We start from the raw sequence: 24,339 nt of genomic DNA on the forward strand, positions 1-24,339 counted from the left end.
ACCGCACTGGGCGGTGTGTGTTCTGTGTGGAGGCATTGAAAAATGCCCTCGCCTGATTGTTATGTCGGCTGCTATGTCGATTTATGTAGCGGCTTGTTGCCACCCAAGTGCTTTGCCCCGCCACTGGCGATCAACTCGGCCAGCGCGGATACATCAAGCAATGCACACATGTGCTCTATCACCGTGCCGGCGAGCCATGGCCGCTGACCCCGATGACTTCTCCATTTGATTTCATTCGGATCCAGACGCAACGAACGGCTGACCTGATGCACCGCCAGGCCCCATTCGTAACCTTGTACCGAAATCACGTACTGCAGGCCCTGACGGAAGTCATCACGATAGCGATCCGGCATGACCCAACGCGCCGTGTCCAACACCTTCAGATTGCCGGCCTGGCTCGGCAGAATCCCGAGGAACCATTCCGGTTGCCCGAACAGCGGCGTCAACTCGTGGCCGGCCAGCGAATAGATCGAACCGAGGCACACCAGCGGCACCGCCAAGGTAAGCCCGGCAACATCGAATAACAGGCACTCGAAGGCTTCGGCAGCCCAGGCCGGACGGCCATCGGCTTCCACCGGTGGCGGCGTGTTGCTCGGCGGCAGGTGAACTTCCACCACCGGCGGTACCCGCGTCTGCTCGACGGGTGCCGGTGCCACCGGCGCCGGTTCGGCCACGACCGGCTCCGGCGCGGCTTTCAGCAACTGGGTTTGCAACAGCGGTGCGAGTGTCGAAACCGGCGCGCGCGGCGGCTCGGCTTCTTCGATCAGTGCCACCGGTGCCTTGGCGATCGGTGCGGCGGCAGGCGCGACCACCGGTGCGGCAGGCTTGGTAGCCTTCTGCGCATCACGCGCCTGCTCCTCCAATACCGCAGCCTGGAACTCGTCGAGCGCCGCAGCACTTTCGACCACCTCGACCCGCGCCTCGACCTGCACTTCCACTGGCGGCAACTCGTCAGGAATTTCCTGCAGCAAACTGTCCAGATAGGACTGCAAGGCCAACTGCGGTTTCGACGTCAACTTCACCGGCCGATTCATGCGCAACTCCCTGTAGGAGCTGCCGCAGGTTCGGTGCCGCGTTCGGACGATCTTTTGATCTTTTCAGGAGCAACGCCAGGCAAGATCACAAGATCGTCCGAACGCGGCACCGAACCTGCGGCAGCTCCTACACGAATTGAGATCATGCTCAGGCCACCTGCGGAACAAGTTGTTGCGCCAGCAGATGCTTGAGCAGCGCGCGGTAAGCCAGCACGCCACGACTCTTGCCATCGAATTGCGAAGGCGTGACCCCGGCCCGACTGGCGTCGCGCAGACGGGTATCGACCGGGATGTAACCCTGCCAGATCTCTTCCGGGAATTTGTCACGCAGCACGCGCAAGGTGCCCAGCGACGCCTGGGTGCGGCGGTCGAACAGGGTCGGCACGATGCTGAACGGCAGCGCCTGTTTGCGCGAGCGGTTGATCATCGCCAGGGTGTTGACCATGCGTTCCAGGCCTTTGACGGCCAGGTGCTCGGTCTGCACCGGGATCACCAGTTGCTGGCTCGCGGCCAGGGCGTTGACCATCAACACACCGAGCAACGGCGGGCTGTCGATGATCGCGTAATCGAAGTCCTGCCACAGCTGCGCCAGACTCTTGGCGATTACCAGCCCCAAGCCACTCTGCCCCGGCGACTGGCGCTCGAGGGTGGCCAGTGCGGTACTCGACGGCAACAGGGAAATACGTTCGTCGCTGGTCGACAGCAGCAACTGCCCAGGCAAGCCTTGCGGCACACTGCCCTTGTGCAGAAACAGGTCGTAGTTGCTGTGTTCCAGGCTGTCGGGGTCGTAGCCGAAATAGCTGGTCATCGAGCCGTGCGGGTCGAGATCGACCACAACCACGCGCTTGCCCGCCTCCGCCAGCAATCCGGCTAAAGCGATGGAAGATGTGGTTTTACCGACACCACCCTTTTGATTGGCGACTGCCCAGACTCTCATTCGGTTCGTTCCTCCCGGCCGAGATGCTCGACCGAGACATAGCTCAGCGTATTAATGCGGGCGACGGAGAATTGACGGCACTCTCGCGTCCCGGCGTCTTGACCGGGGACGGTGCAGTTTGTGTGCCAGCGCGCTTCAATGCCGCGTCCGGTTGCGCATTGGCGGTACCGGTACCGGTCAGACTGCGGCGCACATCGAGGTTGCGCGACACTACCAACACCACACGACGGTTTTTCGCACGGCCTTCGGCGGTGGCGTTGTTGGCTACCGGCTGAAACTCACCGTAACCCACCGAGGCCAGCCGGCCAGGGTTCACGCCTTGCATCGCCAACATCCGCACGATGCTCGCCGAGCGCGCCGAGGACAATTCCCAGTTGGTCGGGTACTGCGCGGTACGGATCGGCTGATCGTCGGTGAAGCCTTCGACGTGGATCGGGTTGTCGAACGGTTTGAGGATCGCCGCGACCTTGTCGATGATATTGAAGGCGATGTCGCTCGGCATCGCGTCGCCGCTGCCGAACAACAGGCTGGAATTGAGTTCGATCTCGACCCACAACTCGTTGCCGCGCACGGTCATCTGATTGGAGCTGATCAAGTCGCCGAACGCCGCACTGATGTCATCGGCGATGCTTTTCAGCGGATCGCTGGCCCCGGCGATACCGGCGTCAACCTGCTCGCTGTCCTTGACCAGCGGCTTGGCCGGGGTCACGGTCTTTGGCCGCTCCTCACCGATCGGGATCGGCTTGAGCGAGCGATCGGAGTCGGTGAAAACCCCGATCAGCGCCTCGGAAATGACCTTGTACTTGCCTTCGTTGATCGACGAGATCGAGTACATCACCACAAAGAACGCGAACAACAGCGTGATGAAATCCGCGTAGGACACGAGCCAGCGCTCGTGATTAACGTGTTCTTCCTGATGCCTGCGGCGAGCCATAGTCCATTACCCCCATCAATCCATGAAGCCCTGAAGCTTCAGCTCGATAGAGCGAGGGTTTTCACCTTCGGCGATCGACAAAATACCTTCCAACAACATTTCGCGATAACGCGACTGCCGCAACGCGATTGACTTGAGCTTGGCCGCCACCGGCAGCAACACCAGGTTGGCACTGGCCACGCCATAGATGGTCGCGACGAACGCCACGGCAATACCGCTGCCCAGTTGCGTCGGATCAGCGAGGTTGCCCATCACGTGGATCAGGCCCATTACCGCACCGATGATGCCGATGGTCGGCGCATAGCCGCCCATGCTTTCGAAGACTTTGGCAGCCTCGATGTCGCGGGCTTCCTGAGTGTAGAAATCCACTTCGAGGATGCTGCGGATCGCTTCCGGCTCGGCGCCGTCAACCAGCAGTTGCAAGCCCTTGCGCGAGTAGTTGTCCGGCTCGGCATCAGCGACACCTTCCAGGCCGAGCAAGCCTTCCTTGCGCGCGGTGAGGCTCCAGTTGACCACGCGGTCGATGCCGCCGGCCAGGTCCACGCGCGGTGGAAACAGGATCCAGGCGAGAATCTGCATGGCACGCTTGAAGGCGCTCATCGGCGATTGCAACAGCGCTGCACCGATGGTGCCCCCGAGAACGATCAGCGCGGCCGGGCCGTTGGCCAGCGCGCCGAGGTGACCGCCTTCAAGGAAGTTGCCGCCGATGATGGCGACGAACGCCAGGATAATCCCGATAAGGCTTAGAACATCCATCAGATACACGCCTCGACGATGTGCTTGCCGATGTCGTCCAGGCCGTAGACCGCGTCAGCCAGATCGGCTTTGACGATGGCCATCGGCATGCCGTAGATCACACAGCTTGCCTCATCCTGCGCCCACACCGAGCTGCCGCCCTGCTTGAGCAGACGTGCGCCTTCGCGACCGTCGGCGCCCATGCCGGTGAGAACCACCGCCAGAACTTTGTCACCGTAAGACTTGGCCGCAGAACCGAAGGTGATGTCCACGCACGGCTTGTAGTTCAGACGCTCGTCGCCCGGCAGGATCTTCACCGCGCCACGGCCGTCGATCATCATCTGCTTGCCACCCGGGGCCAGCAGCGCCAGGCCCGGACGCAGGATGTCGCCATCCTCGGCTTCCTTGACGCTGATGCGGCACAGTTTGTCCAGGCGCTCGGCAAACGCCTTGGTGAACGCCGCCGGCATGTGCTGGATCAGCACGATCGGCGCCGGGAAGTTCGCCGGCAACTGAGTCAGCACTCGTTGCAGCGCAACCGGGCCGCCGGTCGAGGTACCGATGGCAACCAGTTTGTAGGCTTTGCGTTTCGGTGCCGGCGACGAAGCGCTGGCAGCTGGCGCACGAGCAGGTGCTGGAGCCGGCGCCGGACGCGTCGGAGCAGCAGCGCTGTGGCTGCTGAAACTCGAAGCCGCTGGAGCCGGGGCTGGCGCAGGCGTTGGTGCAGCAGCCGGAGCCGGCGCACTGTAGGCACTGAAACGACGGTTACTGCGCGAGATGCTGTGGACCTTCTCGCACAGCAGTTGCTTGACCTTCTCGGGGTTACGCGAGATGTCTTCGAAATTCTTCGGCAGGAAATCCACCGCACCGGCGTCCAGCGCATCCAGGGTAACCCGGGCGCCTTCGTGCGTCAGCGAGGAGAACATCAACACCGGGGTCGGGCAGCGCTGCATGATGTGCCGCACCGCCGTGATGCCATCCATCATCGGCATCTCGTAGTCCATGGTGATCACGTCCGGCTTGAGGGCCAGGGCCTGATCGATCGCCTCTTTACCGTTGGTGGCCGTGCCGACCACCTGGATGCTCGGATCCGCTGAAAGAATTTCCGAGACGCGGCGGCGGAAAAAACCCGAATCGTCCACCACCAGGACTTTGACTGCCATAAACACTCCATTAGGTGCAGCGGGACGTCATCGCCCCGCCGCCCCGGATTCAAATACGCTTCGTCGCGTAACGCTTGAGCATGCTTGGAACATCGAGAATCAGCGCGATGCGGCCGTCACCGGTGATGGTGGCGCCGGACATGCCCGGAGTGCCCTGCAGCATTTTGCCCAATGGCTTGATGACCACTTCTTCCTGGCCGACCAGTTGATCGACGACGAAGCCGATCCGCTGGGTGCCCACCGAAAGGATCACCACATGGCCTTCGCGCTGCTCTTCGTGAGCGGCGGAGCTGACCAGCCAGCGCTTGAGGTAGAACAATGGCAGCGCCTTGTCCCGCACGATCACCACTTCCTGGCCATCCACCACGTTGGTGGTCGACAGGTCGAGGTGGAAGATTTCGTTGACGTTGACCAACGGGAACGCAAACGCCTGATTGCCGAGCATCACCATCAGGGTCGGCATGATCGCAAGGGTCAGCGGCACCTTGATGACGATCTTCGAGCCCTGGCCCTTGGTCGAGTAGATGTTGATCGAGCCGTTGAGCTGGGAAATCTTGGTCTTCACCACGTCCATGCCGACACCGCGGCCGGACACGTCGGAGATCTCGGTCTTGGTCGAGAAACCCGGGGCGAAGATCAGGTTGTAGCACTCGGTATCGCTCAGGCGATCGGCCGCGTCCTTGTCCATCACACCGCGTTTTACCGCGATCGAACGCAGGACGTTCGGGTCCATGCCCTTGCCGTCGTCGGAGATCGACAACAGGATATGGTCGCCTTCCTGCTCGGCTGCCAGAACCACGCGACCACCACGGGCCTTGCCCGAAGCTTCGCGTTCTTCCGGCGACTCGATGCCGTGGTCGACCGCGTTGCGCACCAAGTGGACCAGCGGGTCGGCCAGGGCCTCGACAAGGTTTTTGTCGAGGTCGGTTTCTTCACCCACCAGTTCCAGGTTGATCTCTTTCTTGAGCTGGCGCGCGAGGTCGCGAACCAGACGCGGGAAGCGCCCGAAGACCTTCTTGATCGGCTGCATCCGGGTCTTCATCACCGCAGTCTGCAAGTCAGCCGTGACCACGTCGAGGTTCGACACAGCCTTGGACATGGCTTCGTCGCCGCTATTGAGACCCAGGCGCACCAGACGGTTACGCACCAGCACCAACTCGCCGACCATGTTCATGATTTCGTCGAGACGCGCGGTATCGACCCGCACGGTGGTCTCGGCTTCGCTCGCCGGTTTTTCCGGTGGTGGCGCAGCGGCGGCACGGGCCGGCGCCGGTGCAGCAGCAGCGGCTGGCTTCGGCGTTTCGGCTTTTGGCTCAGGCTTGGGTGCAGCCTTCGGCGCAGCAGCCGGAGCGGCGGCCTTGGCGGCAGGCGCTGCCACGGTCGATGCGGTGCCAGCAGCCGCGGCGCCAACGTCGGTGAACTTGCCTTTGCCGTGCAACTCGTCGAGCAGCGATTCGAATTCGTGATCGCTGATCAGATCGCTGCCGGCAGCCGCAGCCGCCGGTGCAGCAGGCGCAACCGGTGCCGAGGCGATCGCCGACTCCAGCGCTTCCACGGCGAAGTTGCCCTTGCCGTGCAACTGATCGAGCAGTGCTTCGAATTCGTCGTCGGTGATGTCCGAGCTGTCACCCGCCGCCGGTGCCGCCGGAGCAGCCGCTGCCGGTGCCACGGCATCCGCCGCGAACTGGCCTTTGCCGTGCAGTTGATCGAGCAACGACTCGAATTCGGCGTCGGTGATTTCATCGCTGGCGGCCGCATCGGCAGCCGCCGCAGGTGCAACAGCGCTCGGGGCTTCGGCTTCGGCCTTGACGGCGTTCAGCGAATCCAGCAGCTGTTCGAATTCGTTATCGGTGATGTCGCCCGAATCGCTCGAATCGCCTTCGACGACCAGTTCTTCGATCATCTCGGCCACTGGCGAAGCCGGAGCTTCGTCGGCCGATTGCGGCTCGGCCAGACGCGCCAGCGCGGCCAGCAGTTCCGGGGTTGCAGCAGTGATCGGTGCACGTTCACGGACTTCGCTGAACATGCTGTTCACCGCGTCCAGTGCTTCAAGCACCACGTCCATCAGTTCTGCATCAACGCGACGCTCACCCTTGCGCAGGATGTCGAACACGTTTTCGGCGATGTGACAGCACTCCACCAGCTCGTTGAGCTGAAGGAAGCCGGCGCCCCCTTTTACAGTGTGGAAACCGCGAAAAATTGCGTTGAGCAGATCTGCATCATCCGGGCGGCTTTCCAGCTCGACCAGTTGTTCTGACAGTTGCTCAAGAATCTCGCCGGCCTCAACCAGGAAATCCTGAAGGATCTCTTCATCGGCGCCGAAGCTCATTAATGGGGTGCTCCTACAGGTCTAAAAACCCAAAAAACCTAAAATTCCAAAACTCTAGAATCCAAGGCTGGATAACAAATCGTCCACATCGTCCTGACCGGACACAACGTCTTCTCGTTTATCGGCATGAATCTGCGGACCTTCACCCTGCGAGAGATGTTTTTGTGGATCTTTTTCTGCAAGCATCGCGGCACGGTCATGTTCGATGCCCGCAAAGCGGTCAACCTGACTGGCCATGAGTACGAGTTTGAGCAAATTGCTTTCGACTTCGGTGACCAGTTGGGTCACACGCTTGATCACCTGACCGGTGAGGTCCTGGTAATCCTGAGCCAGCAGGATGTCGTTCAGGTTGCTCGACACCGCACGGTTGTCCGTGCTGCTGCGTGACAGAAAACCGTCGACCCGGCGCGCCAGCTCGCGGAACTCTTCAGCCCCGACCTCGCGACGCATGAAGCGGCCCCAATCGGTGCTCAGCGCCTGGGCTTCTTCAGCCAGGCCATTGACCACCGGGGTGGCGCTTTCCACCAGATCCATGGTGCGGTTGGCCGCGGCTTCGGTCAGCTTGACCACATAGCCCAGGCGCTCGGTGGCGTCGGTGATTTGCGACACTTCCTCGGCCTGCGGCATGTGCGGATCGATCTGGAAATTGACGATCGCACTGTGCAGTTCGCGTGTGAGCTTGCCCACTTCCTGATACAGGCCGCGGTCTCGGGTCTGATTGAGCTCATGGATCAGTTGCACAGCGTCGCCGAACCTGCCTTTTTCAAGGCTCTCGACCAGTTCGACCGCGTGTTTTTTCAGGGTCGACTCGAAATCGCCCTGTGAAGATTCGTTATGCTCCATAGCTCCCCCGCGCGTCATCAGCCGATGCGTTCGAAAATCTTCTCGATTTTGTCTTTCAACGCCTGAGCCGTGAAAGGTTTGACCACGTAGCCGTTCACACCGGCCTGAGCAGCCTCGATGATTTGCTCGCGCTTGGCTTCAGCGGTCACCATCAGCACGGGCAGATGCTTGAGCTTTTCATCGGCACGCACGTGGCGCAGCAAGTCGATACCGGTCATGCCCGGCATGTTCCAGTCCGTCACCAGAAAGTCGATGCTGCCGCTGTTGAGTACCGGAATGGCGGTAGTGCCATCGTCGGCCTCGACGGTGTTGGTGAACCCAAGATCCCGCAGCAGGTTCTTGATGATCCGCCGCATCGTTGAGAAGTCATCAACGATGAGGATTTTCATGTCTTTGTTCAATTCGACCTCCAAGCAGTCTTAAACGCGCCCAGCACCTGGACGCGCCACTTCAATCAATCGGCGCAGCACTCGAAGACTGTCTGGAGCACAACAGAGCAAGACCGGTGCCGTTCATCACCGCACCAGCCTCGTTCGCAGTGTCCCCACACTGCCTTCAGCGCGCTCGCCACTCCCCCAAACGCCCCCGCAAACGGGCCGCGCACTGGCTGTGTAACTGGCTGACCCGCGATTCACTGACGCCAAGGACTTCACCGATCTCCTTGAGGTTCAGCTCTTCGTCGTAGTACAGCGCCAACACCAGTCGCTCACGCTCCGGCAAATTGGCAATCGCGTCCGCCAGCGCCGCCTGGAAGCGTTCATCTTCCAGATCGCGTGACGGCTCAAGATGAGCACTGGCGCCATCCTCGTGCAGCCCTTCGTGTTCGCCGTCCTGCAACAGGTCGTCGAAACTGAACAAGCGGCTGCCCAGGGTGTCATTCAAAATCCCGTAGTAATCGTCGAGACTCAATTGGAGTTCGGCCGCAACCTCGTGATCTTTAGCGTCACGGCCGGTTTTAGCTTCAATTGCGCGAATTGCGTCGCTGACCATACGGGTATTACGGTGAACCGAGCGTGGTGCCCAGTCCCCTTTGCGCACTTCGTCGAGCATCGCGCCGCGGATCCGAATGCCCGCGTACGTTTCGAAACTGGCGCCTTTGCTGGCGTCGTATTTGGTCGAGACTTCGAGCAAGCCGATCATCCCGGCCTGAATCAGGTCTTCAACCTGCACACTCGCCGGCAAGCGCGCCAGCAGGTGATAGGCAATGCGCTTGACCAGTGGCGCGTAACGCTCGATCAACTCGTACTGCGCGTCACGTGCCGATTTCTTGTAGTAGTTCATACCGCTTGCGGTCATAGCACAGGTCCTGCCGTTTGCTGCACGAGGCGCTCGACGAAAAACTCCAGGTGACCGCGCGGGTTGGCAGGCAGCGGCCAGGTATCGACCTTCTGCGCGATCGCCTTGAACGCCAGCGCGCACTTGGAACGCGGGAAGGCTTCATAGACCGCACGCTGCTTCTGCACTGCCTTGCGTACGCTTTCGTCGTACGGCACCGCGCCGACGTATTGTAAGGCGACGTCGAGGAAGCGATCCGTGACCTTGGTCAACTTGGCGAACAGGTTGCGCCCTTCCTGCGGGCTCTGCGCCATGTTGGCCAGCACGCGGAAGCGGTTCATGCCGTAGTCGCGGTTAAGCAGTTTGATCAGTGCGTAGGCGTCGGTGATCGAGGTCGGCTCGTCGCAGACCACCAGCAACACTTCCTGGGCGGCGCGGACAAAACTGACTACCGAGTCACCAATACCCGCAGCGGTGTCGATCACCAGCACATCGAGATTGTCGCCGATGTCGCTGAAGGCCTGAATCAGACCGGCATGTTGCGCCGGGCTCAGGTGAACCATGCTTTGGGTGCCGGAAGCGGCCGGCACGATGCGGATCCCGCCGGGCCCCTGCAACAGCACGTCGCGCAGCTCACAGCGGCCTTCGATCACATCGGCCAGAGTACGTTTGGGGGTCAGTCCCAGCAGAACGTCGACGTTCGCCAGCCCCAGATCGGCGTCCAGCAGCATGACCCGACGGCCAAGCTCTGCCAGCGCCAGAGACAAGTTCACTGACACGTTAGTCTTGCCGACGCCACCTTTGCCGCCGGTCACCGCGATCACCTGTACGGGATGCATGCTGCCCATGTTATTTCTTTACCTTGTCTTGCATAGACGGAGGCCACATTACTGGCTGCGCGTTCTCAACCGGAACAATGCATGGCAGACCATCGATGTAGGTACAAAAACTGTTCATGATTACCTCAGCCAACCTGCTTGGTCGGGCTGTGATAGATATCAGCGAACATGTCAGCCATGGCTTCTTCGCTGGGTTCTTCCTGCATTTGCACGCTGACGGCGCGGCTGACCAACTGATGACGGCGCGGCAGATGCAGATCATCCGGAATCCGTGGGCCGTCGGTCAGGTACGCGACCGGCAATTCATGACTGATCGCCAGGCTCAACACTTCGCCAAGGCTGGCCGTCTCATCCAGTTTAGTCAGGATGCAGCCGGCAAGCCCGCAACGCTTGTAACTGTGATAAGCGGCGGTTAGAACCTGTTTCTGGCTGGTGGTTGCCAGGACCAGATAATTTTTTGAACGGATGCCACGCCCGGCCAGACTTTCCAGCTGCATGCGCAACGCCGGATCGCTGGCCTGCAGGCCGGCGGTATCGATCAGCACCACGCGTTTGCGCAGCAGCGGGTCGAGCGCCTGCACCAGCGACTGGCCCGGATCGACGTGGGTCACCGGCACATTGAGAATCCGCCCCAGCGTCTTCAGTTGTTCCTGAGCGCCGATACGGAAGCTGTCCATGCTGACCAGCGCCACATTCTGCGCGCCGTACTTGAGCACGTAGCGCGCAGCGAGTTTGGCCAGGGTGGTGGTCTTGCCCATGCCGGCCGGGCCGACCATGGCAATCACCCCGCCCTCTTCCAGCGGCTCGACTTCCGGTACGGCAATCATTCGCGCCAGGTGCGCGAGCAGCATGCGCCAGGCCTGACGCGGCTCTTCGATGTCGGTGATCATCGCCAGCAGATCGCGCGACAACGGCCCGGACAGACCGATGCGCTGCAGACGGCGATACAGATTGGCTTGCGCCGGACGGCTGCCTTGCAGCTGATTCCAGGCCAGCGTGCCGAGCTGCACTTCCATCAGCTCACGCAGACTGTTCAATTCGAAACGCATCGAATCCAGCGCTCGCGGATCGACACCAGCGGACGCCGGTGCAGGTGCCGGAGCCGGACGCGCCGGGGCGGTGTAAGTCGGTTCGCTCAACGGTTCGGCAGCGGTCAGCGGCAGGCCGGCCGTCAACGGCAGCCCGGCGAACAACTGGCGATTGGTGTTGCCGTCGGCTTCGCCACGCAGGCTCAGTTCGGCCTGGGCGGTAACGATGCGCGACTGGGTCTTGCGCAGCTCGTCCTCGAGTTCCATGTTCGGAACCCGTGGCGCCAGCGCCGACAATTTGTAATCCAGCGCCGCCGTCAGCTCGACGCCGCCGGCAATGCGGCGGTTGCCAATGATGGCGGCATCAGCGCCCAGCTCATCACGAACCAGCTTCATGGCCTGACGCATATCGGCGGCGAAAAAACGCTTAACTTGCATAAACCACTACCTCAGCCGTTGGGCCCTACTGTCGCAACGATGGTCACTTGCTTGTTGTCCGGAATTTCCTGGTAGGCCAGCACGTGCAGCCCCGGGACTGCGAGGCGACCGAAACGCGAGAGCATCGCGCGGATCGGGCCTGCTACCAACAGGATCACCGGCTGACCTTGCATTTCCTGGCGCTGCGCCGCTTCGATAAGCGAACGCTGCAGCTTCTCGGCCATGCTTGGCTCCAGCAGAACGCCCTCTTCAGAGCCTTGTCCTGCCTTCTGCAGACTATTGAGCAATATTTGTTCCAACCTTGGTTCCAGGGTGATCACAGGCAGCTCGGAGTCAGTGCCTACAATGCTTTGGACGATGGCGCGGGATACGCCGACGCGTACTGCGGCCACCAAGGCGGCGGTATCTTGACTCTTGGCGGCGTTGTTGGCGATAGCCTCGGCAATGCTGCGGATATCGCGCACCGGCACGTGTTCGGCCAGCAGCGCCTGCAACACTTTGAGCAACTGCGACAGCGACACCACACCCGGCACCAGCTCTTCAGCCAGTTTCGGCGAGCTTTTGGCCAGCAATTGCATGAGTTGCTGCACTTCCTCGTGGCCGATCAGCTCGCTGGAGTGCTTGTACAGAATCTGGTTCAAGTGGGTCGCGACCACGGTACTGGCGTCGACCACGGTGTAACCAAGCGATTGTGCCTGCGCACGCTGGCTGACTTCGATCCACACCGCCTCCAGGCCGAAAGCCGGATCTTTGGCGGTAATACCGTTGAGCGTGCCGTAGACCTGCCCCGGATTGATCGCCAGCTCGCGATCCGGGTAGATCTCGGCTTCGGCCAGGATCACCCCCATCAGGGTCAGGCGATAGGCGCTCGGCGCCAGGTCGAGGTTGTCGCGAATGTGCACGGTCGGCATCAGGAAGCCCAGATCCTGCGAGAGCTTCTTGCGCACGCCCTTGATCCGCGCCAGCAACTGCCCGCCCTGGTTGCGATCCACCAGCGGGATCAGGCGGTAACCGACTTCCAGACCGATCATGTCGATCGGCGTCACGTCATCCCAGCCCAGCTCCTTGGTTTCCATGGCGCGGGCCGGCGACGGCAGCAGCTCCTGCTGACGCTGGACCTCTTGCAGCGCCTGCACCTTGGCGACGTTCTGCTTTTTCCAGAACAGGTAGGCGCCACCGGCAGCCAGCGCGGCCATGCTCAGGAACGAGAAGTGCGGCATCCCCGGGACGAGGCCCATGACTGCCATCAGACCAGCAGCCACCGCCAAGGCTTTTGGCGAGGCGAACATCTGCCGGTTGATCTGTTTGCCCATGTCTTCCGAACCGGAAGCACGGGTCACCATGATCGCTGCCGCTGTCGATAACAACAGTGATGGCAATTGCGCCACCAAACCGTCACCGATGGTCAGCAAGGCGTACACCTTGCCCGCGTCGGCGAAGGTCATGTTGTGCTGGAAGATACCGACAGCCATACCGCCGATGAGGTTGATGAACAGGATCAGCAGGCCGGCGATGGCGTCACCCCGGACGAACTTGCTGGCACCGTCCATCGAACCGTAGAACTCGGCCTCTTGTGCGACTTCCTGACGGCGCGCCTTGGCCTGATTCTGGTCGATCAGACCGGCGTTGAGGTCGGCGTCGATCGCCATTTGCTTGCCGGGCATCGCATCGAGGGTGAAGCGCGCGCTCACCTCGGAAATCCGCCCGGCACCCTTGGTCACCACGACGAAGTTGATGATCATCAGAATCGCAAACACCACGATACCGACCACGTAGTTACCGCCGATCACCACTTCACCGAAGGCCTGGATCACCTTGCCGGCAGCGGCGTGGCCGTCCTGACCGTGGAGCATCACCACCCGCGTCGAGGCCACGTTCAACGCCAGCCGCAGCAGCGTCGCCACCAGCAGAATGGTCGGGAACACCGCGAAATCCAGCGGCCGCAGCGCGTACACGCAGACCAGCAGGACGACAATCGACAGGGCAATGTTGAAGGTGAAGAACACGTCGAGCAGGAACGGCGGAATCGGCAACATCATCATTGCCAACATGACCAGCAGCAACAACGGCACGCCCAGATTGCCTCGACTGAGGTCGGCAACATTCGAGCGAGCAGTGTTGAATAACTGAGAGCGATCCACCGGTTTTCCCCGTTCCTTTAAAGCAAACTTTTGACGCCCAAAGCAGGCGCACGGCGGCTACTGCAAGAAGCCTTCCAACTTTTGCGCAGACCAAAAAGATCGCAGCCTGCGGCAGCTCCTACACCGATCCCTGTAGGAGCTGCCGCAGGCTGCGATCTTTTGATTTTGCGTAATCAAGGAATCGCGACGTCTTTAAACCCAAGTGTTTAAAAGACACCTCAAGACACGCCTTGCAGGCTACATATCCTTGCGCCATTGCCTACAGCTACGCCAGAATCCGCCGGCTTGTGCGCCTTGGGGTCGGGCTCTATTGTGGATCGGTCGCTGACGAATCAGCGATCGGGTCTCGCAGCCCGCTGATTTCTAGACGCACAACTTCCGTCCCGTTTTATGGCGGCTGTACGTGGGAGACCTTTGGGTCTGCCGGTTCTAGAGTCCCGGTCTGCGACCCGCGTATAGCTGCCACCTCCCTTTCGTATCGCAGCGAAATGTGGCAGCTCCGTCGACTCTAGGAGCTTTACCGATGATCAAACCAACGCCAAACCCACCCGAAACCGACGCCACCTCCCCCTACGAATCCCTCGACTCGAAAAAGCTCCACGAAGCGGCCGACCGCGCCCTCGACCACTACCTCTGTCCGCCCGGCGCGACTGCGATTCAACGTAAAACCCGCTCGATGTACGCCGTGACCGCAGACTTCAAAAACGAGGAACTGCTGGCCGATGCCTGCGAAACACTCGCGTCAGCCAGAACCATCGCCAATGACTTCGCCCACCTCATACCGGCATCGCAGCGCAGGACGCTGCTGGGCATCGCGCAACTGATCATGCTCGGCGAGCTGGCGGTGAATCGGGCGCTGGATAACCTGCAATTGCCGCAGTAGAAAGCTTCTCTGACCTCTGTAGGAGCTGCCGCAGGCTGCGATCTTTTGATCTTGTTTTTAAGATCAAGATCAAAAGATCGCAGCCTGCGGCAGCTCCTACAGGGAGGTATCTGTGTTCGGGGCGGCGTTTTTTATCGGCGGGCTCAGGAATCGCGACGCAGATCCGGCGGGATCGGCAGGTCGTCCTTGAGTGGGTCCGGGCGTTTGCCCTTGCCGGCGCGGTACTGGCGGATCTGGTAGACGTAGGCCAGCACCTGGGCGACCGCCAGGTACAGGCCGCCGGGGATTTCCTGCTCCAGCTCGGTGGAGTAATAGATCGAACGCGCCAGCCCCGGTGACTCAAGGAGCATGACGTTGTTGGCAACGGCGATTTCGCGGATCTTCAGTGCGAGGAAGTCGCTGCCCTTGGCCAACAGAACCGGCGCGCCGCCCTTCTCCGAGTCGTACTTGAGCGCGACGGCGTAGTGGGTCGGGTTGGTGATGACCACATCGGCGTCGGGAATCGCGGCCATCATCCGCCGCTGCGACATCTCGCGCTGGGTCTGTCGGATGCGCTGCTTGACCTCCGGCCGGCCTTCCTGATCCTTGTGCTCGTCGCGCACTTCCTGCTTGGTCATCAGCAGTTTCTTGTGCGCTTCCCAGAGCTGCACCGGCACATCGACGGCAGCGATGATGATCAGGCCGCAGGCCAGCCACAACGTACTCCAGCCGACCAGCGTGACGCTGTGAATGATCGCCATTTCGAGCGGCTCGTGGGCGATACGCAACAAATCATCGACGTCCGCCGACAACACGACCAACGCCACCCCCAGGGTGATCAGAAACTTGGCCAGCGCCTTGAGCAGTTCGACCACTGCCTTGAACGAAAACATCCGCTTCAAGCCCGAGGCCGGGTTCATCCGGCTGAATTTGGGCGCCATGGAGCCGGCGGTAAACAGCCAGCCACCGAGAGAGATCGGCCCGATCAGCGCCGCCAGCAACAGGGTGATCATGATCGGCTGGATCGCCAACAGCGCCATCTGGCCCGACTGCAACAGGAACCTGCCCATGGCCCCCTGATCCATGATCGCTTCGCGCGAGAGGGTGAAGTTCAGGCGCATCAGCTCCATCAGGTCTTCGGCCAGCATGCCACCGAACACCAGCAGCGCACCGGCACCGGCCATCATCACGGCGAGGGTGTTGAGCTCCTTGGACCGGGCAATCTCGCCCTTCTCACGAGAGTCCTTTTTCCGTTTGTCCGTGGGGTCTTCTGTTTTGTCCTGACCGCTTTCGCTCTCTGCCATGACTCAGCGCGCCCGTGCCAGTTCGCGTAACAGTTGCAAGGCCTCGCTGGCCAGCGGCTGATACTGATTGAGAATGTCCGCCAACCCGACCCAGACAATGAACAGGCCGAGCACCAGGGTCAGCGGGAAACCGATGGAGAAAATGTTCAGTTGCGGCGCGGCGCGGGTCATCACGCCGAACGCGATGTTGACCACCAGCAGCGCAGTGACTGCCGGCAGCACCAGCAACAACGCCGCCCCGAGGACCCAGCCGAGTTTGCCGGCCAGCTCCCAGTATTGCGCCGTCATCAACCCGCCGCCGACCGGCAGCGTGGTGAAGCTCTCGGTGAGCACTTCGAATACCACCAGGTGGCCGTTCATCGACAGGAACAGCAAGGTCACCAGCATGGTGAAGAACTGGCCGATCACCGCCACCGAGACGCCATTGGCCGGGTCAACCATCGAGGCGAAACCCATGCCCATCTGGATCGCGACAATCTGCCCGGCCACGGCAAACGCCTGAAAAAACAGTTGCAGGGAAAACCCCAGCACCGCACCGACCAGAATCTGCTCGGCAATCAGCAACAGGCCACTCAGGTCCAGCGGGCTGACCGCTGGCATCGGCGGCAGGCTCGGCGCAATGCACACGGTAATGGCCACGGCGAAATACAGGCGTATCCGCCGCGACACCAGCGTGGTGCCGAACACCGGCATGACCATCAGCATCGAGGCGACGCGAAACAGTGGCAACATGAACGACGCCACCCAGGTACTGATCTGGGTGTCGGTCAGCTGAAGCAGCGACTGCATGGCTTAGCCGATGACCATCGGAATGTTTTTGTACAGCTGAATGATGTATTCCATGAACGTCTGCACGATCCACGGGCCGGCGACGATCAGGGTCACCAGCATCACCAGCAGACGCGGCAGGAAGCTCAGGGTCTGTTCGTTGATCTGCGTCGCCGCCTGAAACATCGCCACCAGCAAACCGACCAACAGGCTCGGCACCACCAGGATCGCGACCATCAAGGTGGTCAGCCACAGCGCTTCACGAAAGATATCGACCGCCACTTCCGGCGTCATGGCGAAACACCTCCGAAGCTACTGGCCAAGGTGCCGATGATCAGCGCCCAGCCATCCACCAGTACGAACAGCATGATCTTGAACGGCAGCGAAATGATCAGCGGCGAGAGCATCATCATCCCCATCGCCATCAGCACACTGGCCACGACCAGGTCGATGATCAGAAACGGAATGAAGATCATGAAACCGATCTGGAAGGCGGTCTTCAACTCGGACGTCACGAAGGCCGGTACCAGAATGGTCAGCGGCGCCTGATCCGGGGTGGCAATATCAGTGCGCTTGGACAAGCGCATGAACAGCTCCAGATCGCTGGTGCGGGTCTGGGCGAGCATGAAGTCCTTGATCGGCACCTGGGCCTTTTCCACCGCTTGCTGGGCGGTGAGTTTTTCCGCCAGATACGGCTGCAGCGCATCGTTGTTCACCCGATCGAACACCGGGGCCATGATGAACATGGTGAGGAACAGCGCCATGCCGGTGAGGATCTGGTTCGACGGCGTCTGCTGCAGACCGAGGGCCTGACGCAGAATCGAGAAGACGATGATGATCCGGGTGAAACTGGTCATCAGGATCACGGCCGCCGGAATGAAGCTCAGGGCGGTCATGATCAGCAGGATCTGCAGGCTGACCGAATACTCCTGCGCGCCGTCGGCGTTGGTGCCCAGCGTGATCGCCGGGATCGACAACGGATCGGCGGCGAACGCCAGCGGCGCGGCCAGCATCAGGGCCAGCGTCAAGACGATGCGTAGCGCACCCATTACTTCTTATCCTTCTGATCCTTGCCGAGAATCTTCAGCAGATGCTGGGCAAATTCCGGGGTCGCTTTTTCGCTGCTGCTCGGCACTTGCACCGGCTCCTTGAGCACGTGCAGCGCCGTGATGGTGCCGGGGCTCAAGCCCAACAGAATCTGCTCGTTGCCGACCTGCACCAGCATCAAGCGGTCACGCGGACCGAGTGCGCGGGAGCCGATCAGCTCGATCACCTGCCCCTTGCCGGCCGGTCCGGCCTGCTGCACCCGGCGCAGCAGCCAGGCGAGGAAGAAGATCAAGCCCAGCACCAGCAACAGACCGAACACCAGTTGCGTCAGTTGCCCGGCCACGCCGCTGTTGACCATCGGCGCGGTGGCAGCAGGCACGGCAGTCGCCGTCGACGGCTCGGCGGCCAGCACGCTCAATGGCAGTGCCAGCAATGCCCAGAGAAACCGTTTCACTCAGCGCAGCTTCTTGATGCGTTCGCTTGGGCTGATCACGTCGGTCAGGCGGATGCCGAACTTCTCGTTGACCACCACCACTTCGCCGTGCGCGATCAGGGTGCCGTTGACCAGTACGTCCAGCGGCTCGCCGGCCAGACGATCGAGCTCGATCACCGAGCCCTGGTTCAGTTGCAGCAGGTTGCGGATGTTGATGTCGGTGCTGCCCACTTCCATCGAGATCGACACCGGAATGTCGAGGATCACGTCCAGGTTCGGACCGTCCAGGGTCACCGGATCGTTGTTTTTCGGCACGCTGCCGAACTCTTCCATCGGCAGACGGTTGGAGCTTGCAGCGCCAGCGTCGGCGGCCAGCAGCGCGTCGATGTCGGCCTGGCTGCCATCACCGGTCTCTTCCAGGGCCGCAGCCCATTCGTCGGCCAGTGCCTGATCGTCCTGGGCGTTCATTTCGTCGTTCATCATTTGTCCTCGGCGGGCAACAATTCAGTTAAATGCGTGGGGGTGAGAGCGGCGCTTCAGCGACGCTCGATCGGCTCGATAACCTGCAACGCGAGGTTGCCTTTGTGCGAGCCCATCTTGACCTTGAAGGCCGGTACGCCGTTGGCGCGCATGATCATGTCTTCCGGCATCTCGACCGGGATCACATCCCCCGGCTGCATGTGCAGGATGTCGCGCAGCTTCAACTGGCGGCGGGCCACGGTGGCGCCGATCGGCACATCGACATCGAGCACGTCCTGACGCAGGGCGTTGACCCAGCGCTCGTCCTGATCGTCGAGGTCCGACTGGAAACCGGCGTCGAGCATTTCGCGCACAGGCTCGATCATCGAGTACGGCATGGTCACGTGCAGGTCGCCGCCACCGCCGTCGAGTTCGATGTGGAAGGTAGAGACCACGATCGCTTCGCTCGGGCCGACGATGTTGGCCATGGCCGGGTTCACTTCCGAGTTGATGTACTCGAAATTGACTTCCATGATCGCCTGCCAGGCTTCCTTCAGATCGACGAAGGCCTGCTCCAGCACCATGCGCACCACACGCAGTTCGGTCGGGGTGAATTCACGCCCCTCGATCTTGGCGTGACGGCCGTCGCCGCCGAAGAAGTTGTCCACCAGCTTGAACACCAGTTTGGCGTCGAGGATGAACAGCGCGGTGCCGCGCAACGGTTTGATCTTGACCAGATTGAGGCTGGTCGGCACGTACAGCGAGTGCACGTACTCGCCGAACTTCATCACCTGCACGCCACCGACGGCAACGTCCGCCGAGCGGCGCAGCATGTTGAACATGCTGATGCGGGTGTAACGGGCAAAACGCTCGTTGATCATTTCCAGAGTCGGCATGCGTCCACGGACGATGCGATCCTGGCTGGTCAGGTCGTAGCTTTTGACACTGCCGGGTTCGGCAGCGTTATCGGTCTGTACCAGACCATCGTCGACGCCATGCAACAGCGCGTCGATTTCATCCTGGGACAGCAGATCCTGCACGGCCATGTCGTGTTCCTACTGCAGTACGAAATTAGTGAAAAGCAACTGTTCGATCACCACTTTGCCCAGCTCTTTCTGCGCCACTTCCTGGACGCTGGCTGTAGCCTTCTGGCGCAACATCTCCTGCCCGACCGGGGTCGCCAGCGTGGCGAAATCCTGACCGGAGAAGAGCATCACCAGGTTGTTGCGGATCACCGGCATGTGCACTTTGAGCGCTTCCAGATCGGCCTGGTTACGCGCCAGCATGGTGATGCTCACCTGCATGTAGCGCTGACGGCCGTTCTGGTTGTAGTTGGCGACAAACGCCGGCGCCATCGGCTCGAAAATCGCCGGTTGCTTGCCGACCGGCGCGGCCTCGGCCGCTGCGGCAGGCTTGCTCTGAGCACTGTGCATGAAGTACCAGGTCGCGCCCACGGACACACCGATCGCCAGCAGCAGAGCCACCACGATCAGGATGATCATCTTGAGTTTGCCTTTGGTCGCGGGGTCTTTTACAGCTGCTGCTTCGCTCTTCGCCATGCCAATAATCCGTCACTAATCGGGTTTTCACAGTCGCACGGCAAGGCAAGAGCAAGTGTTATGCCAGAAGTGTCGGCGATAGGGCCGGGAGGAAATCAGAGCGAGCCAAAAGCAAAAGATCGCAGCCTTCGGCAGCTCCTACAAGGGGAGGTGTACACCCTGCCGAAGGCTGCAATAGAAAGCACCACAAAACCAATGTGGGAGCGAGCCTGCTCGCGAAGACGATTTAACAATCAACATTGAAGTCGACTGTTATAGCGCTTTCGCGAGCAGGCTCGCTCCCACTAGGGTGATCAGCGCTTGCTCAGGCGTAATAGTCGACGGCGCTGCTGCCAATGACGCTGGTGGCTTGCGCAGCGGCTTCAGCCACCGCCGCCGGCGTCAGCTCTTCTTCCGCCGAATCCAGACGTCCACCTGCGGCGCTGGTGCGGCCGCTCTGGCCCTGCTGCGCCTGCTCCTGACCCTGCTGACCCTGCCAGCCACGGCTCTGGTCGGAGACATTGACGTCGACCTGGCCCATACCCTGCTGGGTGAACATGTCACGCAGACGATGCATCTGACCGTCGAGCTCTTCGCGCACGCTTGGGTGCGCGCTCATGAAGGTCACTTGGGTCTGCTGGTCCGGAACCATGTTCACCCGAATATCCAGACGCCCGAGTTCTGCCGGCTGCAATTGAATATCCGCCGCCTTCAGATTGGCGCTGGACAGGTACATGACACGGTTGACGATTTCTTCGGTCCAGCCGCTCTGATGCATGGCGATCGGCTGATTCACCGGCACCGCGTTCGCGGTTTTGGGTGTGGCTGCCTGAGTCAGCGCCGCCAGACGGTTGGCGAAATCATCGACACGGGTATCGCTGGTGGCCGCTTTCAGATCTTTCAGGCCATCGTCGATCAGGCCGCTGAAGGCTTTTTCGCCATTCTGACTGGTGCTGTCCTTGTCGGCCTGCACGTCGAGCATGCTGGCCATGCCGGCAGCGAAGTTCTGTGCCGCAGTCAATTCACCGTCGGCCTGAGCCTGGGCCGGTGTAGCTTTGGGTTGGGCCTGGCTGCTGGCGGAAATGTGCCCGCCCTGCTCCATCGCCATGCGCAGCGCCGGCAACGAGTCGAGTGGATCGGCCGCCGGGTCAAACGCGCTATCGGTCGATGCCGCCGGATCTTTGACCACGGCTGGCGCGACGGTTGCGGCCACGACCGGTGTTTCGGCCTTGACCGGCTCCGGTGTTGCAGCGACTGGCGCAGCCACCACCGGCGCGGTCACCAGCGGTTGCACGGTTTGCGCCAGGGCCGGATCCAGCGCCGGATCCACCGGGGGGGTGTCCGCCACTGGGGTCTGCGCGCTGTCAGCGGCCGCATCGGCGGCGGCCTTGTCAGCGGCTGCCTGATCATCAGAGGTGGTCGAAGCAGTCTTGTCGGCAGGCAAGGCATTGCCGCTATCGGCAACGGTCTGTTGCGTGGCGGCAGACTTGTCCTTGCCGAGATCTTTCTTGTCGCTGTTGTCGGCAACCTTGTCGCGCGCCGGTTTCAACGAACTGTCAGAGCCCGGAAGAGATTTTTTCGGGCCTTGGTCGGCGAACACCTGAGCGAAGCTTGAGGCCTTGTCCCCGGTGTCTGCGGCCATGACCGGCGTTTTGGCAGCAGCGGCTTGCGCCTTGGCCTGGGCGGCAGATTGAAGAAGAACATTGGGGGTCGCAGGCATGACACGGTCTCCGCTGCACTGGGATCGTAGGTACAGTTGACGGGGATTATTGCAAGTGTCGGGCCAGTTTTGTCCGGCGCTTGCGAAAAGCGCCGGACGGCAGGATCAATGCATGTGCGCGTGGTGTTTTTCGTTTTCGTAAACCGGGCGAACTTCGGCGAATTCAACGCTGATCTCAGCGACCAGTTTGACGATTTCCTCCGGGCTCTTGTCTTTGGCGCCCGATTCCAATTCCCTGCAAAGCTCGGCCAGGCGAACGGCGCCCATATTGCTGGCGCTGCCTTTAAAGCTATGGGCGACTTCAGACAAAGCCTTGGTATCCGCCGTTTTCTGCAGCTCAGCCAAGCGAATTTCGGAATCTGCCAGAAAGGTATCCAGAAGCTCCGGATAACCCTCCTCCATGACTTCGCGCAGTACGCTCAGCGCCTCGCGATCAATATGTGTGTCAGTCACTTGTTCACTCCTTGATCAAGAATCCGCGAATTATGCCTCAACCCTCCCAGAAAAACTCCACGCAAGCACTGCGACCTTCGTCCGACCAACTGGCGTTATGCCCTAACTGGCGGATCAGACTGACCCCGCGCCCCGACAGACGGACGCCGTCCAGCGGCCGCTCCATCACGCGCGCGACGTCAAACCCCTTGCCGCTGTCCTCGACGCGGATGACCAGGCAGCCCCCGGCACCTTGCGGCTTGATCTGCAGATGCACGCGCACGTAACCGTCCTGCAAGGCTTCCAGCCGCTCGTTGCGCATCTCATAGTAGCGAGCGAAGCCGGCCGCATCGCGCTTGAGGCTGGAATCGAGACCCAGCACGCCATGCTCCAGCGCATTGGAGTACAACTCGGCGAGCACGCTGTAGATCGCCCCGCCCTGAGTGCGCAAGCCGTGTACTTCCAGCAACAATTGCAGCAGATACGGCAAAGGATTGAAGCGTTTGAGCGTAGCCCCACGAAACTCGAAGCTCACCGACCAGTCCAGCGGGCTCGACTGGCCGCTGTCGGAATACACCGGCGCCGGCGGCACGACATGCGCCGCCTCAAGCAGGCTGACCTCGACCATGCTGACATCGTCGCGGGGCTCGCCGCGAAATGCGTGCAAGGCCTGCGCGATCTCGGCGAACAGGTTGTCCGGCTCATGGTTGGCGGCGAACAGTTGCTGCAAACGCTCGACACCAAACAACCGGTCATCGGCGTCAGTGGTGTCGATCACGCCGTCCGACAGCAGGAACACTCGATCCCCGACCGTCATGGCCTGCACTTCGGTGCGATCGTCAAACGCCTGCGGGTTGAGCACCCCCAACGGCAAATGCCGTGCAGGCAGCGGCACTCGTTCGCCCGTGGCGATCCGGTGCAGATAACCGTCGGGCATGCCGCCGTTCCACACCTCCACGGTACGCCGCTGAAAGCTCAGGCAAAGCATGGTCGCGCAGCAGAACATGTCCACCGGCAGGATGCGCTTGAGCTTGGCATTCATCTCGCGCAGGGTTTCGGCCAGGCCGTAGCCCTTGGCGGTCATGCCGTAAAACACTTCGGCCAGTGGCATTGCTCCCACCGCCGCCGGCAAGCCGTGGCCGGTGAAATCACCGAGCAGCACATGCATGTCGCCAGCCGGGGTATAGGCCGCCAGCAGCAGGTCGCCGTTGAACAGTGCATAGGGTGATTGCAGATAACGAATATTCGGCGCACTCAGGCAACCGGAATGGGCCACCTTGTCGAACACCGCTTTGGCCACGCGCTGTTCATTGAGCAGGTAATCGTGATGTTTGGCGATCAGGTCGCGCTGTTGCAGCACCGTGGCCTGCAAGCGGCGCAAGCGATCCATCGCCTTGATTTTGGCGGCGAGGATCACCTGGTTGTAGGGCTTCGCCAGAAAGTCGTCACCACCTGCCTCCAGACAACGGGCAAGGGCTTCACTTTCGGTCAGTGAGGTCAGGAAGATGATCGGCACCAGGGTTTCCCCGGCCAGTGCCTTGATCTGCCGCGCCGCTTCGAAGCCGTCCATCACCGGCATCATCGCGTCCATCAGCACCAGATGCGGTGCCTGACGCCGAAACACCTCCAGCGCTTCGGCGCCATTGGTCGCCGTCAGTACTTCATGCCCCTGCCGCCGGACGATGGTCGACAGCAGTAGCCGGTCGGCGGCACTGTCTTCGGCGATCAGGATCGTCAGCGGCTCTTGCGCCTGCATGGCCGTCAACTGATGTCGAAGAGTTTGTCGAAGTTGGAGATGGCGAGAATCTTGCGCACGTCGGAGTTGCTGTTGACCACCCGTACGTCCGAATCATCACCACCGGCGTGATCGCGCAGCAGGAGCAGCATGCCCAGCGCGGAGCTGTCGAGGTAGGTGGCGTCCTTGAGGTCTACCACAATGGACCCGGGCTTTTTATCAACCCGCTCATAGGCCTCGCGAAACTCCTGATGGCGTCCAAAATCGAACCGCCCCTTGACCGAAATCGTCAGTTTTTGACCATCCTGAGAGACTTCTGTAACGACTGACATTGACTGGCTTCCT

Annotated in this window: 25 protein-coding genes; 1 reads left to right on the top strand and 24 read right to left on the bottom strand. The window is 61.2% G+C overall.

The window, feature by feature from the left end:
• Positions 1-71: 71 nt before the first annotated feature.
• The 12 genes from BW33_RS15920 to flhA form a co-directional block, all read right to left on the bottom strand.
• Complete coding sequence (locus BW33_RS15920; RefSeq protein ID WP_047599967.1) at positions 72-1,034, bottom strand: CheW domain-containing protein; 963 nt, start codon at positions 1,032-1,034, stop codon at positions 72-74.
• 148 nt (positions 1,035-1,182) lie between these two features.
• Positions 1,183-1,971: a ParA family protein gene (locus BW33_RS15925; RefSeq protein WP_003222933.1), complete on the bottom strand. Its 789-nt coding sequence runs from the start codon at positions 1,969-1,971 to the stop codon at positions 1,183-1,185.
• Between the two features lie 43 nt (positions 1,972-2,014).
• A complete protein-coding gene (gene motD, locus BW33_RS15930; protein ID WP_007967837.1) occupies positions 2,015-2,905 on the bottom strand; it encodes a flagellar motor protein MotD in 891 nt (296 codons plus the stop codon).
• 15 nt (positions 2,906-2,920) lie between these two features.
• On the bottom strand, positions 2,921-3,661 hold the full coding sequence (locus tag BW33_RS15935) for a flagellar motor protein (RefSeq protein ID WP_007967839.1): 741 nt from the start codon (positions 3,659-3,661) through the stop codon (positions 2,921-2,923).
• Entirely contained in the window at positions 3,661-4,803 is a 1,143-nt protein-coding gene (locus BW33_RS15940; protein ID WP_003222928.1) for a protein-glutamate methylesterase/protein-glutamine glutaminase, read from the bottom strand. Before BW33_RS15940 ends, BW33_RS15935 begins: the two co-directional genes overlap by 1 nt.
• Positions 4,804-4,852: 49 nt before the next feature.
• Positions 4,853-7,132, bottom strand: coding sequence for a chemotaxis protein CheA (locus BW33_RS15945; protein ID WP_047599968.1), 2,280 nt, complete (start codon positions 7,130-7,132; stop codon positions 4,853-4,855).
• A gap of 54 nt (positions 7,133-7,186) precedes the next feature.
• A complete protein-coding gene (locus tag BW33_RS15950; RefSeq protein ID WP_027613919.1) occupies positions 7,187-7,975 on the bottom strand; it encodes a protein phosphatase CheZ in 789 nt (262 codons plus the stop codon).
• Positions 7,976-7,992: 17 nt separating this feature from the next.
• A complete protein-coding gene (locus BW33_RS15955) occupies positions 7,993-8,364 on the bottom strand; it encodes a chemotaxis response regulator CheY (protein WP_024012118.1) in 372 nt (123 codons plus the stop codon).
• Between the two features lie 166 nt (positions 8,365-8,530).
• On the bottom strand, positions 8,531-9,271 hold the full coding sequence (fliA, locus tag BW33_RS15960) for an RNA polymerase sigma factor FliA (protein ID WP_003222919.1): 741 nt from the start codon (positions 9,269-9,271) through the stop codon (positions 8,531-8,533).
• The gene (gene fleN / locus BW33_RS15965) at positions 9,268-10,098 is read right to left on the bottom strand and encodes a flagellar synthesis regulator FleN (RefSeq protein ID WP_003222917.1); all 831 of its coding nucleotides are present in this window, start codon (positions 10,096-10,098) and stop codon (positions 9,268-9,270) included. Before fleN ends, fliA begins: the two co-directional genes overlap by 4 nt.
• 116 nt (positions 10,099-10,214) lie before the next feature.
• Complete coding sequence (flhF, locus tag BW33_RS15970) at positions 10,215-11,555, bottom strand: flagellar biosynthesis protein FlhF (protein WP_047599969.1); 1,341 nt, start codon at positions 11,553-11,555, stop codon at positions 10,215-10,217.
• Positions 11,556-11,566: 11 nt separating this feature from the next.
• Entirely contained in the window at positions 11,567-13,696 is a 2,130-nt protein-coding gene (gene flhA, locus BW33_RS15975) for a flagellar biosynthesis protein FlhA (protein ID WP_047599970.1), read from the bottom strand.
• A gap of 523 nt (positions 13,697-14,219) precedes the next feature.
• Between flhA and BW33_RS15980 the strand changes: the two genes are divergently transcribed.
• Positions 14,220-14,579, top strand: a complete 360-nt coding sequence (locus tag BW33_RS15980) for a DUF6124 family protein (RefSeq protein WP_047599971.1) — start codon at positions 14,220-14,222, stop codon at positions 14,577-14,579.
• Between the two features lie 143 nt (positions 14,580-14,722).
• On the opposite strand, the gene flhB is transcribed toward BW33_RS15980, so the two are convergent.
• From flhB to BW33_RS16040, 12 genes are all read right to left on the bottom strand, one after another.
• A complete protein-coding gene (gene flhB, locus BW33_RS15985; protein ID WP_047599972.1) occupies positions 14,723-15,862 on the bottom strand; it encodes a flagellar biosynthesis protein FlhB in 1,140 nt (379 codons plus the stop codon).
• A 3-nt stretch (positions 15,863-15,865) separates the two neighbouring features.
• A complete protein-coding gene (fliR, locus tag BW33_RS15990) occupies positions 15,866-16,651 on the bottom strand; it encodes a flagellar biosynthetic protein FliR (RefSeq protein WP_047599973.1) in 786 nt (261 codons plus the stop codon).
• A gap of 3 nt (positions 16,652-16,654) precedes the next feature.
• The gene (gene fliQ, locus BW33_RS15995; RefSeq protein ID WP_007920026.1) at positions 16,655-16,924 is read right to left on the bottom strand and encodes a flagellar biosynthesis protein FliQ; all 270 of its coding nucleotides are present in this window, start codon (positions 16,922-16,924) and stop codon (positions 16,655-16,657) included.
• Positions 16,921-17,679, bottom strand: coding sequence for a flagellar type III secretion system pore protein FliP (gene fliP / locus BW33_RS16000; protein WP_003222895.1), 759 nt, complete (start codon positions 17,677-17,679; stop codon positions 16,921-16,923). The genes fliQ and fliP overlap by 4 nt, the downstream gene beginning before the upstream one ends.
• On the bottom strand, positions 17,679-18,131 hold the full coding sequence (fliO, locus tag BW33_RS16005) for a flagellar biosynthetic protein FliO (protein ID WP_047599974.1): 453 nt from the start codon (positions 18,129-18,131) through the stop codon (positions 17,679-17,681). The genes fliP and fliO overlap by 1 nt, the downstream gene beginning before the upstream one ends.
• Positions 18,132-18,590, bottom strand: coding sequence for a flagellar motor switch protein FliN (gene fliN / locus BW33_RS16010; protein ID WP_003222891.1), 459 nt, complete (start codon positions 18,588-18,590; stop codon positions 18,132-18,134).
• Between the two features lie 56 nt (positions 18,591-18,646).
• Positions 18,647-19,615 (bottom strand): flagellar motor switch protein FliM, encoded by a 969-nt coding sequence (gene fliM, locus BW33_RS16015; RefSeq protein WP_003222890.1) that lies wholly within the window; start codon positions 19,613-19,615, stop codon positions 18,647-18,649.
• Between the two features lie 9 nt (positions 19,616-19,624).
• The gene (gene fliL, locus BW33_RS16020; protein WP_047599975.1) at positions 19,625-20,128 is read right to left on the bottom strand and encodes a flagellar basal body-associated protein FliL; all 504 of its coding nucleotides are present in this window, start codon (positions 20,126-20,128) and stop codon (positions 19,625-19,627) included.
• Between the two features lie 304 nt (positions 20,129-20,432).
• The gene (locus BW33_RS16025) at positions 20,433-21,827 is read right to left on the bottom strand and encodes a flagellar hook-length control protein FliK (protein ID WP_047599976.1); all 1,395 of its coding nucleotides are present in this window, start codon (positions 21,825-21,827) and stop codon (positions 20,433-20,435) included.
• 105 nt (positions 21,828-21,932) lie between these two features.
• Complete coding sequence (locus BW33_RS16030; protein WP_047599977.1) at positions 21,933-22,280, bottom strand: Hpt domain-containing protein; 348 nt, start codon at positions 22,278-22,280, stop codon at positions 21,933-21,935.
• 37 nt (positions 22,281-22,317) lie between these two features.
• Positions 22,318-24,015 carry an ATP-binding SpoIIE family protein phosphatase gene (locus BW33_RS16035; RefSeq protein ID WP_047599978.1) on the bottom strand — a complete coding sequence of 566 codons (1,698 nt, stop codon included), beginning with the start codon at positions 24,013-24,015 and terminating at the stop codon, positions 22,318-22,320.
• Between the two features lie 5 nt (positions 24,016-24,020).
• The gene (locus BW33_RS16040) at positions 24,021-24,326 is read right to left on the bottom strand and encodes an STAS domain-containing protein (protein WP_047599979.1); all 306 of its coding nucleotides are present in this window, start codon (positions 24,324-24,326) and stop codon (positions 24,021-24,023) included.
• Between the last annotated feature and the right edge of the window lie 13 nt (positions 24,327-24,339).

Source organism: Pseudomonas sp. RIT288, from assembly GCF_000631985.1.
Classification (GTDB): domain Bacteria; phylum Pseudomonadota; class Gammaproteobacteria; order Pseudomonadales; family Pseudomonadaceae; genus Aquipseudomonas.

Bases quoted from the DNA above. Each gene is read 5' to 3' on its own strand.
- BW33_RS15920 (WP_047599967.1), bottom strand. From the start codon at position 1,034: ATGAATCGGCCGGTGAAGTTGACGTCGAAACCGCAGTTGGCCTTGCAG.
- BW33_RS15925 (WP_003222933.1), bottom strand. From the start codon at position 1,971: ATGAGAGTCTGGGCAGTCGCCAATCAAAAGGGTGGTGTCGGTAAAACC.
- motD (WP_007967837.1), bottom strand. From the start codon at position 2,905: ATGGCTCGCCGCAGGCATCAGGAAGAACACGTTAATCACGAGCGCTGG.
- BW33_RS15935 (WP_007967839.1), bottom strand. From the start codon at position 3,661: ATGGATGTTCTAAGCCTTATCGGGATTATCCTGGCGTTCGTCGCCATC.
- BW33_RS15940 (WP_003222928.1), bottom strand. From the start codon at position 4,803: ATGGCAGTCAAAGTCCTGGTGGTGGACGATTCGGGTTTTTTCCGCCGC.
- BW33_RS15945 (WP_047599968.1), bottom strand. From the start codon at position 7,132: ATGAGCTTCGGCGCCGATGAAGAGATCCTTCAGGATTTCCTGGTTGAG.
- BW33_RS15950 (WP_027613919.1), bottom strand. From the start codon at position 7,975: ATGGAGCATAACGAATCTTCACAGGGCGATTTCGAGTCGACCCTGAAA.
- BW33_RS15955 (WP_024012118.1), bottom strand. From the start codon at position 8,364: ATGAAAATCCTCATCGTTGATGACTTCTCAACGATGCGGCGGATCATC.
- fliA (WP_003222919.1), bottom strand. From the start codon at position 9,271: ATGACCGCAAGCGGTATGAACTACTACAAGAAATCGGCACGTGACGCG.
- fleN (WP_003222917.1), bottom strand. From the start codon at position 10,098: ATGGGCAGCATGCATCCCGTACAGGTGATCGCGGTGACCGGCGGCAAA.
- flhF (WP_047599969.1), bottom strand. From the start codon at position 11,555: ATGCAAGTTAAGCGTTTTTTCGCCGCCGATATGCGTCAGGCCATGAAG.
- BW33_RS15980 (WP_047599971.1), top strand. From the start codon at position 14,220: ATGATCAAACCAACGCCAAACCCACCCGAAACCGACGCCACCTCCCCC.
- flhB (WP_047599972.1), bottom strand. From the start codon at position 15,862: ATGGCAGAGAGCGAAAGCGGTCAGGACAAAACAGAAGACCCCACGGAC.
- fliR (WP_047599973.1), bottom strand. From the start codon at position 16,651: ATGCAGTCGCTGCTTCAGCTGACCGACACCCAGATCAGTACCTGGGTG.
- fliQ (WP_007920026.1), bottom strand. From the start codon at position 16,924: ATGACGCCGGAAGTGGCGGTCGATATCTTTCGTGAAGCGCTGTGGCTG.
- fliP (WP_003222895.1), bottom strand. From the start codon at position 17,679: ATGGGTGCGCTACGCATCGTCTTGACGCTGGCCCTGATGCTGGCCGCG.
- fliN (WP_003222891.1), bottom strand. From the start codon at position 18,590: ATGAACGACGAAATGAACGCCCAGGACGATCAGGCACTGGCCGACGAA.
- fliM (WP_003222890.1), bottom strand. From the start codon at position 19,615: ATGGCCGTGCAGGATCTGCTGTCCCAGGATGAAATCGACGCGCTGTTG.
- fliL (WP_047599975.1), bottom strand. From the start codon at position 20,128: ATGGCGAAGAGCGAAGCAGCAGCTGTAAAAGACCCCGCGACCAAAGGC.
- BW33_RS16025 (WP_047599976.1), bottom strand. From the start codon at position 21,827: ATGCCTGCGACCCCCAATGTTCTTCTTCAATCTGCCGCCCAGGCCAAG.
- BW33_RS16035 (WP_047599978.1), bottom strand. From the start codon at position 24,015: ATGCAGGCGCAAGAGCCGCTGACGATCCTGATCGCCGAAGACAGTGCC.
- BW33_RS16040 (WP_047599979.1), bottom strand. From the start codon at position 24,326: ATGTCAGTCGTTACAGAAGTCTCTCAGGATGGTCAAAAACTGACGATT.